Below are 13,885 nucleotides of genomic sequence, written 5' to 3' on the forward strand. Positions count from 1 at the left end.
AACGAGGCCGGCAGCTCGCTTCGCTCGATCCCGGTGAATCGCGCTCAGTGCTTCGGACGAGTGCTACCTACAGTCGAGACGTGGAACACTCTGTGAGGGACTACAGTAACTCACAAAATCATATTATGTGCTAGAAATAGATTTATTTATATAAGTGGCGAATATTGCGGTGGTCTCACCCATGACCCCCTCGGAGAGTGCAACATACCGGATTCTCGCACACCGACGCCGACGCCAACTCCTGCGGTATCTTCAGGACGCCGAAGACAAAGTGGCCCAAGTCGATACCCTCGTTGAGTGCATCGCCCAGGAAGCATCGGACTCCCCGCCCCCCGACCGTAGGTCGATTCGGATCGGCCTCTATCACCACCAGCTACCGTTTCTGGATGAGAAGGGCGTGATCGATTTCGATCACCGCTCGGAGACAGTTCGGTATCGGAGCCATCCGAAGCTCGAAGCGGAACTGGAACAAGGTAGTGACGCCGAAACAGCCGACGACGCACCACCGTTCCCCTGAACCGGGCAGTTCACCGAGAGCGGCAATCTGTTACGTCACTGTCTGAAATTGGTGTCCGGTTCTACCCACAGGGTCGGATCTACTCGGTCGAGTATTAGACGTGCCCTCGGCCCAGAAGACAGGCACTCGATAGCAATCACTCAGATAATCACACTAAACATAAGTCACTACAGCGAGTAGTCACATTGTGGATTGTTCTTTCGGAGACGCCCCAGTCAAGCGCCAGTTCGATTGGTCAACGACAGATCCGAGCCACGCGGTCGTTCTCGGAGTCGCAGAACTGGAAGGTGTAGAAGCGACCCGGCTCCCCGAGAAGTTTGACACGACCCTATCGGACCACGTTGACCCCGACGCGCTTGACACACTTGTCCGCTCGGAGGCTCGCGTCGTGATCTCGTTCACCTATGAAGAGTATTCGATTCAGATCGAGGGAGACACGCTGTTTGCATCGCGCTAGCTATCGGAACAGCAGTTCGCAACCCAAACTGGCCACTCGACTGGACAAAGCATATACCGGACTGCCGAATCGTCAGACACGATGCGCGGCGCGCTCCCGGTGGCACTTGCACTACTCCTGGTCGTCGCGGGCTGCAACGCTCCTGCGACCGGTCGTTCACCGACGACCGAGTCGGCGGACCCAGCGACCGAAACGATGCCCGGTCCGGGACCGAACTCGCCGGTCGCGTCGCCGCGCGAGTCACCGTCGGACCCTCCCGCGGAGGCGTCCGTTACCCGACCGACATCGGCAACGCCGGTCGCGTTCGATTCCGACGGCACGGCCTGTCCCGACAGCCTCTGGATCGGATTCTCGCGGACCGACAGAGCGGATATCTGGGCACAGGACGCCGTCCGCGTGAGCTTCACGATCCCGTCGAACAGGTCTCTCTTTCTGGTGACGTACGTGGACGGCGAAGTCGCGAGCACGTACTTCCGCGCGGACATCGGCGAGGAGGTCGTCACTGCCGACGGGTATCCCCTCGACCTCCGGCGGTCGTACTCCGGGACTCGCGCCGTCCAGACGGTCGTCTACAGCGACCGGAACGGGAACGGCGAGTTCGACCGCGACGCGGACGGCCCCTGTCTGGTCGACGGGTCGGTCGTCCAGGCCGGACCCGAACGGCTGAACTTCACGGCGTACGGCGGAACCGAGTAGCGACCGCCCTCGACGGGAGCGATAGGTGAGGCCACAACGTATTTACAGGTGACACGGGTCCAACCGAACTGATGTCACAGAACCCCCTGGCGAGCCCCGCTGTGAGATACGGTATCGGTGCCTCCGGCGCGCTAGCGGTCGCCGTCGTCGCGTACCTCTTCCTCGATGGCACGACCCAGCTCGTCGCCTACGCGGTGGCCGTCCTCGACATGATCGTCACGCCGCAGATCCTGAAACGAGCCGCGACCGCCTGACCCCGGACTGGCGAGCCGCGACCGCCCGGCCGCAACCGGCCGGATCGGCCGTTTCAGCGGCTGATACTCGGGCCGGTGTGCTTTTGTCGAGCTAGTCCTCCGAGCTTGGTATGCCAGCCGAGGGAGCCACCGAACCGGCCGCAGCGACCGGGGGGCTGCGGTCCGGTCTCCGAACCTTCGTCGAGTACATCCCGAGCGGGGACACGATCCCCGACGAGGCGTGGCGGCGGCGCCACCGCAACATCCTCCTCGTGGTCCTCGCCCACGTCCCCGTGCTCTTTCTGCTGGGGACCTTCGAGGGGACCGAGACGACGTTCTCCGGGGCGACGATCCCCGCCATCCCGCTGTCGACCGTCCTGCTGGAGCTCGGAGTCCTGGTCGGGCTGGTCGCCGCGGCGAGCCGCTCGCGGCTGCCCCGGCGCGCCCGCACCGCGCTCGGTACGGTCAGCCTGCTGACGGCGTCGATCGTCCTCGTCCAGTTCTCCGGCGGGTTCATCGAGGCGCACTTCCACTTCTTCGTCGCGATGGCGGTCGTCGCGGTCTACGAGGACTGGTTCCCGTTCGCCCTGGGGATCGGGAAGGTCGTCCTCACCCACGGCGTCTTCGGGATGATCAATCCCGGTCGGGTGTACAACCACGAGGCCGCGATCGCCAATCCGTGGGCCTGGGGACTGATCCACGGGGTGTTCGTCCTCGCGCTGGCCGCCGCCCTGATGTCCCACTGGTACTCGACGGAGCGGTCCCGCGAGGAAGCGACCGAGCGGCTCCGCGAGGCCGAACAGAAACGCGAGCAGGTCACCGATCTGGAGGAGCAGCGGGCGGAGATCGAGCGGGCGAAGGCCGAGGCGGAGGCGGCCCAGGAGCGCGCCGAGGAGCGCCGGCGGGAGGTCGAGCGGCTGAACGACCACCTCGAAGCGAAGGCCGACGACTACAGCGCGGCGATGTCGCGGGCCGCGGACGGCGCCCTGTACGTCCGGCTGGACCCCGAGAGCGAGAGCGAGGCGATGACGCGGATCGCCGAGGCGTTCAACGAGATGATCGCGGAGACGGAGTCGGCGATGGCGGAGATCCAGGGGTTCGCCGCGGAGGTCGGCGAGGCGAGCGCCGAGGCCGACGACGGGGCCGCGGCGGTCGAGGAAGCCAGCGAGGCGGTCCGCGAGTCGATCGAGGCGATCTCCGAGGGCGCGAGCGAGCAGTCCGAACAGCTCGACGCGGTGTCGGCGGAGATGAGCGACCTGTCGGCGACGGTCGAGGAGGTGGCGGCCTCCGCGCAGACGGTCGCCGAGACCTCCCGCGAGACGGCCGAGATCGCCGACGATGGGGCGGAGACGGCGCGGACGGCGATCGAGAACACGCGGGAGAGCCGCGCGGCGATCGGCTCGACGGCCGACCGGGTCGAGGCGCTCGACGACCGGATGGCCGAGATCGGGGAGATCGTCGACCTCATCGGCGACGTGGCCGAGCAGACGAACATGCTGGCGCTGAACGCCAACATCGAGGCGGCGCGGGCCGGCAGCGGCGGCGACGCGGCCGGCGACGGGTTCGCGGTCGTCGCGGAGGAGGTCAAACAGCTCGCCGAGGAGACCCGGGCGTCGGCGACGGAGATCGAGGAGCTCGTCGAGGAGACGCAGGCCCAGACGACGGCGACCGTCGAGGAGGCGCGCCGCGCCGAGCGGCGGATGGGCGAGAGCGTCGACGTGGTCGCGGACGTGGTCGACGCGTTCGAGCGGGTCGCCGAGAACGCAGAGGAGACCGACAGCGGGATCCGGGAGATCAGCGAGACGACCGACGAGCAGGCCGCCAGCACCGAGGAGGCGGTCTCGACGGTCGAGGCGGTCGCCGAGATCAGCCGCTCGACCGCCGACGAGAGCGAGCAGGCGGCGGCGACCGCCCGGGAGCAGGCAACCGCGATCGCCGAGGTCAGCGGGAACGTCACGTCGCTGAGCGAGCGGGCCGGACGCCTGCAGTCGCTGCTGGGGACCTTCGAGGTCGGCGAGGGGACCGCCGGCCGGGGAACGCCCGCGGCCGGCGGGACGGTCGCGGTCGAGGACGGCGGCCGGCCGGAGTGAGGGCCACCACGATTAAATCGCGTCCCGCACCTAGACTGGCCATGAGAGAGACGACCCCCTCGCCGTCCCGTCGGTGGTCGCGATGGTAGACATCCTGTTCTCGACGGGGCGCCTGCTCGCCGCGCTGTTCCTGGTGGCCCTGAACGGCTTCTTCGTCGCCTCGGAGTTCGCGTACGTCCGCGTCCGGTCGAGCGCGGTCGACCAGATGGTCGCGGAGGGCCGAGCGGGCGCGGACCTGCTGCGGGACGCGCTGGACGAACTCGACAACTACCTGGCGGTGACCCAGCTCGGGATCACGCTCGCCTCGCTCTCGCTGGGCTGGATCGGCGAACCGGCCATCGCGGCGCTGATCGACCCGGTCCTGGGCGCCGCGTTCCCCAACGCCCCCGTCCACCTCATCGCCGTCGGGATCGGGTTCGGGATCATCACGTTCCTGCACGTCGTCTTCGGGGAACTCGCGCCGAAGACCATCGCGATCGCCCGGGCCGAGCAGATCGCCCTGTTCGTCTCCCCGCCGATGAAGTTCTTCTACTACATCTTCATCCCCGGGCTGGTCGTCCTCAACGGGACGGCGAACTACTTCACGCGCCTGATCGGCGTCCCGCCGGCCTCGGAGACCGAGGAGACCCTCTCCGAGGAGGAGATCCTGACGGTCCTCTCGCGGTCGGGCACGGAGGGTCACGTCGACGCGACCGAGGTGGAGATGATCGAGCGCGTGTTCGAACTCGACGACGTCTCGGTCCGGGAGGTGATGGTCCCGCGGCCGGACGTGGCGAGCGTCCCGGCGGACGCCACGCTGGCGGACCTGCGCGAGGCGGTCCTCGACTCGGGTCACACCCGGTATCCGGTGCTCGACGCCGAGGACCCCGACCAGGTGGTCGGGTTCGTCGACGTGAAGGACGTCTTCCGGGCCGAGGAGTCGATGGCCGACGACGTGACCGCGGCCGACATCGCCCGGGAGATGCCGCTGATCCCCGAGACCGGGGCCGTCGACGACCTGCTCGCGGAGTTCCAGGCCGAGCAGCGCCAGATGGCCGGTGTCATCGACGAGTGGGGCTCCTTCGAGGGGATCGCGACCGTCGAGGACGTGCTCGAACAGGTCGTCGGCGACCTCCGCGACGACTTCGACGCCGCCGAGCGCGAGCCGACGGTCGACGAGCGGGCCGACGGCTCCTTCGCCATCGACGGCGGCGTCGTCCTCACCGAAGTCGAGGACGCTCTCGACACCGAGTTCGAGACCGACGACGTGGGCACGGTCGGGGGGCTCGTCCTCGACCGGCTCGGCCGCGCGCCGGAGGTCGGCGACGAGGTGACCGTCGACGGCTACCGGTTCACGGTCGCGGCCGTCGACGGCGCCCGGATCGACGAAGTGACGGCCAGAGCGGTCGAAGAGAGCGACGAGGGGACGGGGACCGACGAGAAGGGAGTCGCCGACGCCGAGACCCAGGACTCGCCGACGACCGACGACGCCGGCGAGTGACCGGCGTCTCCGGGCGGGTCCCCACGCCGCCCGCCACTCGGCCGCTCACTCCCCCAGGCCGAGCCCGGGGTGCCACCGGTCGACGCCCGCAGCCTCGGCGGCGTCGTCCATCTCGGCGAGGATCGAGACGGCCTCGCTCGCGACTTTCGCGGCCTTGCGCTCGCCCTCGGTGCGAAACTCGCCGGTGACGCGGTTGGCGTAGACGGTACAGACCGCGCCCGCCCGGAGCCCGTAGAGGTTGGCGAGCGTCAGGATCGCCGCGGCCTCCATCTCGAAGTTGAGGACGTTCGCCTCGCGCAGGTTCTCGACGAGTGCGTCGCTCCCCGCGGCCTCGAACCCCCGGAAGCCGGGGCGGCCCTGGCCGGCGTAGAAGCTGTCCGTGCTGGCGGTGAGCCCGACGTGGTGGTCGTAGTCCAGCCGCTCGGCCGCGGTGACGAGCGCGCCCACGACGCGGTCGTCGGCGCTCGCCGGGTAGTCCTCGCGGACGTACTCGTCGCTGGTCCCCTCCTGGCGGACGGCGCCGGCGGTGATGACGAGATCGCCCACGGACGCCTCTTCGCGGATGGCGCCGCAGGACCCCACCCGGAGCAGCGTGTCCACGCCGACGCGGGCGAGTTCCTCGACGGCGATCGCTGCCGACGGCGAGCCGATCCCCGTCGACGTGACCGATATCGGCGTGTCGTCGTAGGTCCCGGTGGCGGTGCGGTACTCGCGGTGTTCGGCCACGAGCTCGTGGCCGTCCCAGCCGTCGGTGATCTTCTCGACGCGCTCGGGGTTGCCCGGCAGGAGCACGCTGTCGGCCACGTCCCCCGGCGAGACTTCGAGGTGGTACTGCTCGCCGTCGTTGGGGTCCTCGCTGGCGGGGGTGTCTCCGTCGGTCGGTGCGTCCCCGGTCGCCGCCCCGTTCCCGCCGGCGGCGTCGTCCCCGTCGCTCATCGCTCGACCATCTCCCGAGTGATCGTCTCCGGTAGCAACTCGCCGAGTTCGTACTCGACCGGGTCGTCGGCCCCCTCGCAGACGACGACGAACGACTCCGCGCAGAACTCCGCGAGCGACTGGCGACACATGCCGCAGGGGGTCACGCCGTCCTCGGCGGCCGAGGAGACCGCCAGCCGGTCGAACTCGCGGTGGCCGTCGCGGACGGCCGAGCCCAGCGCGACCTCCTCGGCGTGGAGGCTGTTGCTGTAGTTGGCGTTCTCGATGTTACAGCCCGTGTAGACGGTCCCGTCGGCGGTCCGCAGCGCCGCGCCGACGGCGTACTCCGAGTAGGGGGCGTAGGCGTTCTCGCGCGCCTCGCGGGCGCGTTCCAGCAGGTCGCTCATGGCCGTACCGAACGGCGGACGCCACTTAAGCCGTCGCCCGGATCAGGCGTCGGCGACGGCGCCGCGGACGACGGTCGTGACCGCGTCGACCAGCTCGGCCACGCCCTCGCTCTCGGCGTAGACGCGGACGTACGGTTCGGTCCCGCTCGGGCGGACGAGCGTCCACGAGCCGTCGGGCAGTTCGAGCCGCACGCCGTACTCCGTGTCGACGCTCGCCTCGGGGAACTCGGCGGGGAGTCGCTCCTCGACCAGCGCCATCGCGCGCTCCTTGTCCTCGTCGGGGCACTCGACGCTGACCTTCCGGTACGGTCGTTCGGTCACCGGGTCACGGAGCACGGCGAGGCCGGGGCCGGCGACGAGGCGGGCGAGCACCGCCGCGCTCGCGACGCCGTCGATCCAGCCGCCGAAGCCGGTGTGGATGTGCTTCCAGGGCTCGGCGGCGAAGACGACCTCGGTGTCGTCACCGCCGGCCGCCCGGGCGGCGTCGACGCCCTCGTGGAGCGCGCCCAGGCGGACGCGCTCGACGCGGCCGCCGGCCGCGCGGACCCGCTCGTCGATGCGGGCGGAGGCGTTGGGCGTCGTGACGACGACGGGGTCGGCCGCGTCGCTCCGGGCGGTGTAGTGCTCGGCGAGGATGGCGACGATCGTGTCCTCGTGGACGACCTCGCCGCTCGCGTCGACGACGACGATGCGGTCGGCGTCGCCGTCGTGGCCGATCCCCAGGTCGGCGTCGCTCTCCGCGAGATACGAGCGGAGGTCCCGCAGACTCTCGGGCGTGGGCTTGCTCTCGCGGCCGGGAAAGTGACCGTCGACGTTGGCGTGGATCGCGGTCACGTCGGCGCCCAGCGCGCGGAGGACCTGCGGCGTCGCGACGCCGGCCATCCCGTTGCCGCAGTCGACCGCGACCGAGAGACCGTCCAGCGGCTCGCCGTGGTCGCGTGCGTACTCGGCGACGGCGTCGCGGTACGCGCCCAGTACGTCGGCCCGCTCGCTCGCGCCCCACTCGTCCCACGCGACGGGGTCGGGGTCGTCGGCGACGCGGCGTTCGATCCGCGCCTCGGCGTCGTCGCCGTACTCGCGGCCGTCGGCGAACAGCTTGAGCCCGTTGTCCGTCGGCGGGTTGTGGCTGGCCGTGACCATCACCCCGCGGCGCTGCTGGGCGGCGTAGGCCAGGGCGGGGGTCGGAACCTGCCCCACCCTGGTCACGTCGGCGCCGGCGCTGAGGAGCCCGGCCTCGACGGCGGCCGCCAGTCCCTCGCCGGTGGTTCGCCCGTCGCGGCCGACGACGAACGAGTCGCCGTCCGCGCCGGCCGCGCGCCCGACCGCCCGCGCCAGTTCCGGCGTCACCCGAGACTGCGCGTCGCCGCGGATCCCCGCGGTCCCGAACAGTTCCATACCGGCTCCACGGGAGGGTGGCCATTAACCGTAGTGGCATGCGGCCGAACGGCGACGGGGACCGAGGGACCGGTGCGGTCCCGGCGAGCCGCGCCCGGACGCGAGCGCGGCCGCTGGTCGGCGAAAGAGCGAGAGCGAGAGAGAAGGGCGGCGTTACTCGACGCCGTCGAAGTCCGGGTAGTCCTCGATCTCGACGCCGTCCTCGGTGACCTCGGCGATGTAGACGCCGTTACCGGAGCCGGTGTCGCGCTCGGCGGCCGCGCGGACGCCGGCGACGGCGGCCGAGCGGGCCTCGTCGATGCTCATGCCGTCCTCGTAGCGGTCCTCCAGGGTGCCGTAGGCGACGGTGAGGCCGGAACCGGTGACGGTGTAGTCGTCCTCCATGACGCCGCCGGCGGGGTCGATGGAGTAGACGTGGCTGCCCTCGTCGTCGATGCCGCCGAGGATGGGGTTGATGGCGAAGAAGGGACCGCCGCGGGCGAAGTTGCCGGCGAGCGTCGAGAGGGCGGTCATGCTCATGTCCTCGCCCTTGCGGGCCTCGTAGAGGTCGACCTCGGCGCGCAGCGAGCGGATGAACGACTGGGCGCCGCCGACGGAGCCGACCAGCGTCAGCGCGGCGGTCGGGTGGATCTGCTCGACCTTCTGGACGCGCTTGTTCGAGACGAACCGCCCGCCCAGCGAGGCGCGCATGTCCGTCGCGACGACGACGCCGTCCTCGGCGGTGATGCCGATGGTCGTCGTCCCGGTCTCGGCGACCTTGCTCTGGTCGCCCTGGGGGGACTCGTCGGGGAACGAGCCGATCTCCGGCTCGGTCGGGTCGGGGATCCCCGCGTCGTGGCGCTGCAGATTCTCCGAGAACTCCGGGCCTGCGGATGGGTCGCGCATGGTAGTCGGGTATCAGTCCTGTGCTGATAAAACCACCTTTTCGATCCCCCGTCCGGCGACGGCGCCGGTGCGACGCGTCGCTCGCCGGTTGGCGGGTCGACGACAGAAGGGTGGCCCCGTCAGTTCGCGTGTTCGGCGTCCATCTCCTCGTAGGTCTCGTTGACGCGGTCGACCGCCCGGTGGACGGGCAGGGTGACCCCCGCCTTCCGCATCACGAGCGCCACCGGCATGAGCAGAATGCCGGCGAACAGGGTCAACTGGTACACTGCGAACACGGCCGCGCGGTTCAGGGTGGTCGGCATCGTGGTATGCTCTCTTCTCCAGTCGAGGGAGTATATAAGCTTTACCCCCCGACACCGGGTATTTGATCATGGATCATGTGGTTTCACCCCCACGCCGTCTTGCGGTTCAACCGGAGTTGTCCCGGAGACAACCACACCGGCGCTCGCGCGGGTTTCGGGGTAACGGGTCCGCTGGTGAGCCCGGGAATCGTCATAAGTTATGGCCATGATTGGAGTCACGTGCGCAGCGGCCCGCGGCGGTCGTCGGGGAGGGCCCGGGCCGGCGGGCGGCCCTGCTGGCGGGAGCGGACCAAAAACAGGATTACGGAGAAAGGCGGAGCAACGTGTATGAACTACATCGTAGTGATGGAAGCGGCCTGGTTGGTTCACGACGTGGACAACATCGACGACGCCATCGGCGTCGCCATCAGCGAGGCCGGCAAGCGCCTCAACCAGAAGGACATGGACTACGTCGAGGTGGGCGTGGGCTCGACGAACTGTCCGGCCTGCGGCGAGCCGTTCGACTCCGCGTACATCGCCGCCGACACCGCCCTCGTGGGCCTGGTCCTGGAGATGGAGGTGTTCAACGCCGAGAGCGAGGAACACGCCCAGCGCATCGCCAAGAGCGACGTGGGCGGCGCGCTCCGCGACGTGCCGCTCAACGTCATCGACACCGTCGAGACCGAGGACGACGAGGAGAACTGACCGCTTCTCACTGCGCCGCCAGGCGCGTCCCCGTCTCGGCGCTGACCAGCAGGTCGGCCACCCGCTCGGCCGCCGCCGTCACCTCCGGTTCGCTCCGCAGCAGCACCGTCTCGCTCGGGAAGAGGCGCTCGCCGACTTCGAGGCCGTGCTCGCGGGCGGTCCCGCCGGAGACGGTCAGGTAGACGCCGATGCCCGTCTCGGCGATGGCCGCCTCCTCCTCCTCGTGGTCGTCGGTGGGATAGGTGAACTCGATCCCCTCCGTGGCCGAGGTGCCGAGGACTCCCTCGACGAGCCGCTCGTAGCGCGGCGAGATGCAAAGGTCGCCCTCGTAGGCGTCGACCAGCTCCCGCGTCGGGTCCGGATCGTACTCGGCGGCGACCTCCGGGGTGACCAGCAGCGAGTGCCAGACGGTGTCGCCCAGGCCCGCGACCAGGCGTACGTCGGTGTCCCGGGGGTCGACCCGCTCGTTGACCTCGCCGAGTTCGGCCAGCGGCTCCGCGCGGAGTTCGACGACTTCCTCCAGGAAGAGGTCGGCGCTGTCGAAGCCCAGCGGCATCTCGTGTTTCCGGAGCGCGCGGAACGGTTCCTCGCGGCCGACCAGTCGCAGTCGCAGGTCCTCGTCGACCGGCACGACCACGCTGTCGAAGACGATCCGGCGGGGCATCCCCGAGCGGTCGTCGCGGACGAGCGTGTACTCCGGGGCATGGGGGTCCCCGTCGTCGCTGTAGGCGGCCAGCCGTTCGTACACGTCGCCGGTCGCCGACTGCTCGCCCTTGGTGACTGCCTTCTCGTAGCGCAGGGTCGAGATCACGTCGTCGGCGAGGCCGGCGACCCCCGTCTCGTCGGCGAGTCTGTCGAGGACCGCTTCGAGCGGGCGTCCCTTCCGCGGCACCGCGACGCTGACGGTCGTCATTGCTATCGAGCACGCAAGCGGCGCGTAAAACGAGTCCGATCTCCGCCACGTCCGCCCGGCCGGGGGTTTTCCGGGCCCCGCTCGACTCCAGCGCCCGGTGCTGCTCGACCCCAGTGCCCAGTCCCGCTCGACTCCTGCTCCCGGGGCTCGCCGGTCCGGGGAAACCGCTCAGCTGCCGCCGATGACCGAGGAGAGCTGCTCGCGCCACTCCTTGAGCTCCTCGATCTCGTCGTTGATGTCCTCGATGTCCGAGCGCACGTCCCCGACGTCGATGTCGCCGACCTGCGCTTCGAGGTCGTCGAGGTCCTCCTCCACGTCGTCGACGGTGTCCTCGACGGAGTCGACCTCGTCCTGGACGGACTCCACGTCCTCCTGGACGGACTCCACGTCGTCGAGCACCTCGTCCATGTCCGACTGGAGCGCGTCCATCGACGACTCGACGGAGGCGACGGTCTCCTCGACCTCCGAGATCGACGCCTCGTGGCCGGAGGCCATCTCGCGGACCTCCTCCAGCTCGGACTCGAACGACTCCACCTGCTCGCGGAACTCCTCGATCATCTCGTCGCCGGTGCCGTTCTCGTCGAGGAACTCCTCGAGCGCGGAGGTGTAGGCGAGCAGGTCCGACACCTCGGTCTGGAGGTGCTGGATGCGCGCGTCGACGCTGCCCTTGTCGTCCTCGGCGAGGTCGAACGCCTTGCGCAGCAGCTTCACGTCCTCGGCGTCGACGTTCTGGTTGCGGATCTCCGCGGCGAGCGCGCCGACCAGCGAGTCCACGTCGGCGTCCTCGACGGCCACCGTCCCGCCGCCGCCCGAGGAGTCGCCGCCACCGCCGCCACCGCCGGACCCGGCGTCGTCGGGCTCGTTGGGGTCTTTCAGGTTCAGCGTCTCCACGTCCTCGTCGCTGCCATCGGCCTCCTCCTCGTCTTCGAGCCCCGGCACGTCGCCGTCGCCGGAGATCACGTCGCGCACCACGTCGCTGCTGCCCTCGTCGACGACGCTCCCGTCGCCGCCGTCGTCCAGCGGCGGGTCGACGGACTCGATGGTCGGCGTCGTGAGGAACTGCTCGACGTTGTCCGTCCCGGTCGCCCGGATGCCGTAGACCGTCGTGTACTCCGCGCCCGCCTCCAGCTCGCGCTCGAAGGTGATCTGGTCCTCGTCGATCGTCCAGTACTCCGAGCCGTACTCCGGGTGGAACCCCAGGTCCTCGACGGCCACGTCCTCGGGCACCCGGTCGACCAGCGTCACCGTCACCGTCTCCGAGCGCGCCGACTGGATCTCGAAGGCGATCGCCGGCACCGGGAACTCGTCCTCCTCGAACCGCTTGTCCACCGTCACCCCGTCCGACGAGACGGACACTTTCTCGTACTGCTGGGAGTCGCTCATGTGTTCCCTCTCGTTTAGGGACCAACTTAATGATACTTATTGTCCGGATCCTTTCATCTCTGCGCAGCGGAACGAAAGCGCGGAATTTCGGGCGAAAAGCGGTCGGTCGTCCGGCGGTCCCGCGGCGCCGGACGGGCGGATACCCGGCCGACGACGGCACGTGCGGCGACCGTCTCAGAGGTCGAAGCGGTCGCCGATCTCGACGACCTGCAGGTTCTCGGGGTACTCGAAGCTCGCGGCGTGGTTGTGCAGCACCGTCGGCTCGGTGGTCATGCCCTTCCACATGTCCCAGTGGCTCGGCACGAGCGTATCGAGCTGGAGTTCGTTGGCGGCCTCGATCACCATGTTCTCGTCGCTGTACCACCGGGTGCGCACGTCCTCGCCGGTCTCCTTGTCGGGGATGTTGCCGACCGCGCCGAACGCCAGCACCCCGATGTCGATGTCGTAGGCCTCGCCCACCCGCTCGAACTCGCCGGGGCGGGCGTCGCCGCCGTGGAAGAAGGTCCCGGCCTCGTGCTCGAAGACCAGCGAGACGGGGTGGACGGCGTCGGGGTCGTTGGCCGGTTCGACGTGGACGGTCAGCTCGCCGACTTCGACCGTGTCGCCCTCCTCGATCTCGTGGAGCTGGTCGTCGCTCACGCCCCACTCGCCGGTCCAGTCCTCCTCGTCGATCACGTCGTGGCCCGAGTCGGAGGTGTAGTAGTCGGCGCCCGTGTTCGCGAGGATCGGCGCCTGGCTCGGGCCGTGGACGTGGTCGACGTGCTCGTGGGTGCCGAAGATAGCGTCGGCCTCTTCCACGTGTTCGGGTTCGAACGGGACGGGGATCATCCGGACCGTCCGCGGCGGGTCGCCGATCCCGAGATAGGGGTCGACGTAGACCGTCGTGCCGTCGCTGGCCTTCAGGACGAACCCGTTGCAGCCGAGGTACCAGACCGCCAGCGTGTCCGGCGACGCCGATTCGACCGCGCGGGGGAGCCAGTCGCCCCAGTCGCTGTCCACTGTCATACCCGCACCTCCGCGCGACGCCAGCAAAAAGGTGGGTGAAACCGGCCGTTCGCTCGGCGGCGCCCGCGAGACGGTCAGTCCTCGCAGCAGCCGCCGGCCTTGCCGCCGAAGTCCACCGTGAGGGGTTCGGAGATGATCTCGTTGAGCTCCTGCAGGCGCAGCTCCAGCTCGCTCTGGACTTCGAGGTACTCCGCCATCTTCGGGTGGTCGTGTAGCTCCTCCTGGGCGTCCTGCAGCGTCCGGAGGTCCTCCTGGGTGGCCTCGTTGGTCTGGCGCGCGAGCATGAACTCCTCGCGGATCTGCTCGAACTCGCGGATCTGCTCCTGGAGGTCCTCGTCGGCCTCGACCTCGGCCTTGGCCTCGCGGTAGCGCTCGTAGACGGGCAGCTCCGCGATGCGCTCGCCGAGTTCGCGGGCGAGCGCGTCGACCTCCTCGCTGGCCTCCGCGTTCGCCGCGTCGGTCTCGATGCTCATACCCGCCGTTGGTCCCTCGCGGGTTTCAAGGTGCCGACTCCGGCCGCAGT

16 protein-coding genes are annotated in these 13,885 nt (G+C 69.5%); 7 read left to right on the top strand and 9 right to left on the bottom strand.

Annotated elements, in window-relative coordinates; all coding sequences use genetic code 11:
• Positions 1-181 precede the first annotated feature (181 nt).
• From E3328_RS03000 to E3328_RS03025, 6 genes are all read left to right on the top strand, one after another.
• The gene (locus E3328_RS03000; RefSeq protein WP_167837282.1) at positions 182-517 is read left to right on the top strand and encodes a DUF7344 domain-containing protein; all 336 of its coding nucleotides are present in this window, start codon (positions 182-184) and stop codon (positions 515-517) included.
• 187 nt (positions 518-704) lie between these two features.
• Positions 705-974 carry a HalOD1 output domain-containing protein gene (locus tag E3328_RS03005; RefSeq protein WP_246022867.1) on the top strand — a complete coding sequence of 90 codons (270 nt, stop codon included), beginning with the start codon at positions 705-707 and terminating at the stop codon, positions 972-974.
• A 396-nt stretch (positions 975-1,370) separates the two neighbouring features.
• Positions 1,371-1,670 carry a hypothetical protein gene (locus E3328_RS03010; protein WP_135363141.1) on the top strand — a complete coding sequence of 100 codons (300 nt, stop codon included), beginning with the start codon at positions 1,371-1,373 and terminating at the stop codon, positions 1,668-1,670.
• A gap of 71 nt (positions 1,671-1,741) precedes the next feature.
• Positions 1,742-1,924 (top strand): hypothetical protein, encoded by a 183-nt coding sequence (locus E3328_RS03015; protein ID WP_135363142.1) that lies wholly within the window; start codon positions 1,742-1,744, stop codon positions 1,922-1,924.
• Between the two features lie 110 nt (positions 1,925-2,034).
• Positions 2,035-3,993 carry a methyl-accepting chemotaxis protein gene (locus E3328_RS03020; protein ID WP_135363143.1) on the top strand — a complete coding sequence of 653 codons (1,959 nt, stop codon included), beginning with the start codon at positions 2,035-2,037 and terminating at the stop codon, positions 3,991-3,993.
• Between the two features lie 82 nt (positions 3,994-4,075).
• Positions 4,076-5,473 (top strand): hemolysin family protein, encoded by a 1,398-nt coding sequence (locus E3328_RS03025; protein WP_135363144.1) that lies wholly within the window; start codon positions 4,076-4,078, stop codon positions 5,471-5,473.
• 45 nt (positions 5,474-5,518) lie between these two features.
• Here E3328_RS03025 and E3328_RS03030 read toward each other — a convergent pair whose 3' ends face one another.
• From E3328_RS03030 to E3328_RS03050, 5 genes are all read right to left on the bottom strand, one after another.
• On the bottom strand, positions 5,519-6,409 hold the full coding sequence (locus E3328_RS03030; RefSeq protein WP_246022869.1) for a nucleoside phosphorylase: 891 nt from the start codon (positions 6,407-6,409) through the stop codon (positions 5,519-5,521).
• Positions 6,406-6,795 carry a cytidine deaminase gene (gene cdd, locus E3328_RS03035; RefSeq protein ID WP_135363145.1) on the bottom strand — a complete coding sequence of 130 codons (390 nt, stop codon included), beginning with the start codon at positions 6,793-6,795 and terminating at the stop codon, positions 6,406-6,408. Before cdd ends, E3328_RS03030 begins: the two co-directional genes overlap by 4 nt.
• 42 nt (positions 6,796-6,837) lie before the next feature.
• Positions 6,838-8,190: a phosphohexomutase domain-containing protein gene (locus E3328_RS03040; RefSeq protein ID WP_135363146.1), complete on the bottom strand. Its 1,353-nt coding sequence runs from the start codon at positions 8,188-8,190 to the stop codon at positions 6,838-6,840.
• Between the two features lie 153 nt (positions 8,191-8,343).
• On the bottom strand, positions 8,344-9,075 hold the full coding sequence (gene psmB / locus E3328_RS03045) for an archaeal proteasome endopeptidase complex subunit beta (RefSeq protein WP_135363147.1): 732 nt from the start codon (positions 9,073-9,075) through the stop codon (positions 8,344-8,346).
• A gap of 119 nt (positions 9,076-9,194) precedes the next feature.
• A complete protein-coding gene (locus E3328_RS03050) occupies positions 9,195-9,377 on the bottom strand; it encodes a hypothetical protein (RefSeq protein ID WP_135363148.1) in 183 nt (60 codons plus the stop codon).
• 327 nt (positions 9,378-9,704) lie between these two features.
• Between E3328_RS03050 and E3328_RS03055 the strand changes: the two genes are divergently transcribed.
• Positions 9,705-10,061: a DUF555 domain-containing protein gene (locus E3328_RS03055; RefSeq protein ID WP_135363149.1), complete on the top strand. Its 357-nt coding sequence runs from the start codon at positions 9,705-9,707 to the stop codon at positions 10,059-10,061.
• 7 nt (positions 10,062-10,068) lie between these two features.
• Here the strand turns inward: E3328_RS03055 and E3328_RS03060 are convergent, their stop codons facing one another.
• The 4 genes from E3328_RS03060 to E3328_RS03075 all read right to left on the bottom strand — a co-directional run bounded on the left by E3328_RS03060 (position 10,069) and on the right by E3328_RS03075 (position 13,835).
• Positions 10,069-10,974 (bottom strand): phosphoribosyltransferase HisG-related protein, encoded by a 906-nt coding sequence (locus E3328_RS03060; RefSeq protein WP_135363150.1) that lies wholly within the window; start codon positions 10,972-10,974, stop codon positions 10,069-10,071.
• A 168-nt stretch (positions 10,975-11,142) separates the two neighbouring features.
• The gene (locus E3328_RS03065) at positions 11,143-12,357 is read right to left on the bottom strand and encodes a hypothetical protein (RefSeq protein ID WP_135363151.1); all 1,215 of its coding nucleotides are present in this window, start codon (positions 12,355-12,357) and stop codon (positions 11,143-11,145) included.
• A 174-nt stretch (positions 12,358-12,531) separates the two neighbouring features.
• Positions 12,532-13,362, bottom strand: coding sequence for an MBL fold metallo-hydrolase (locus E3328_RS03070; protein WP_135363152.1), 831 nt, complete (start codon positions 13,360-13,362; stop codon positions 12,532-12,534).
• 74 nt (positions 13,363-13,436) lie between these two features.
• On the bottom strand, positions 13,437-13,835 hold the full coding sequence (locus E3328_RS03075) for a YlbF/YmcA family competence regulator (RefSeq protein ID WP_135363153.1): 399 nt from the start codon (positions 13,833-13,835) through the stop codon (positions 13,437-13,439).
• Positions 13,836-13,885 lie beyond the last annotated feature (50 nt).

Origin of the sequence: Halosimplex halophilum (genome assembly GCF_004698125.1) — an archaeon.
GTDB classification, from domain to species: domain Archaea; phylum Halobacteriota; class Halobacteria; order Halobacteriales; family Haloarculaceae; genus Halosimplex; species Halosimplex halophilum.

Excerpts from the sequence above, each read along its gene's own strand:
- E3328_RS03000 (WP_167837282.1), top strand. The coding sequence starts at position 182 with ATGACCCCCTCGGAGAGTGCAACATACCGGATTCTCGCACACCGACGC.
- E3328_RS03015 (WP_135363142.1), top strand. The coding sequence starts at position 1,742 with ATGTCACAGAACCCCCTGGCGAGCCCCGCTGTGAGATACGGTATCGGT.
- E3328_RS03020 (WP_135363143.1), top strand. The coding sequence starts at position 2,035 with ATGCCAGCCGAGGGAGCCACCGAACCGGCCGCAGCGACCGGGGGGCTG.
- E3328_RS03025 (WP_135363144.1), top strand. The coding sequence starts at position 4,076 with ATGGTAGACATCCTGTTCTCGACGGGGCGCCTGCTCGCCGCGCTGTTC.
- E3328_RS03030 (WP_246022869.1), bottom strand. The coding sequence starts at position 6,409 with ATGAGCGACGGGGACGACGCCGCCGGCGGGAACGGGGCGGCGACCGGG.
- cdd (WP_135363145.1), bottom strand. The coding sequence starts at position 6,795 with ATGAGCGACCTGCTGGAACGCGCCCGCGAGGCGCGCGAGAACGCCTAC.
- E3328_RS03040 (WP_135363146.1), bottom strand. The coding sequence starts at position 8,190 with ATGGAACTGTTCGGGACCGCGGGGATCCGCGGCGACGCGCAGTCTCGG.
- psmB (WP_135363147.1), bottom strand. The coding sequence starts at position 9,075 with ATGCGCGACCCATCCGCAGGCCCGGAGTTCTCGGAGAATCTGCAGCGC.
- E3328_RS03050 (WP_135363148.1), bottom strand. The coding sequence starts at position 9,377 with ATGCCGACCACCCTGAACCGCGCGGCCGTGTTCGCAGTGTACCAGTTG.
- E3328_RS03055 (WP_135363149.1), top strand. The coding sequence starts at position 9,705 with ATGAACTACATCGTAGTGATGGAAGCGGCCTGGTTGGTTCACGACGTG.
- E3328_RS03060 (WP_135363150.1), bottom strand. The coding sequence starts at position 10,974 with ATGACGACCGTCAGCGTCGCGGTGCCGCGGAAGGGACGCCCGCTCGAA.
- E3328_RS03065 (WP_135363151.1), bottom strand. The coding sequence starts at position 12,357 with ATGAGCGACTCCCAGCAGTACGAGAAAGTGTCCGTCTCGTCGGACGGG.
- E3328_RS03070 (WP_135363152.1), bottom strand. The coding sequence starts at position 13,362 with ATGACAGTGGACAGCGACTGGGGCGACTGGCTCCCCCGCGCGGTCGAA.
- E3328_RS03075 (WP_135363153.1), bottom strand. The coding sequence starts at position 13,835 with ATGAGCATCGAGACCGACGCGGCGAACGCGGAGGCCAGCGAGGAGGTC.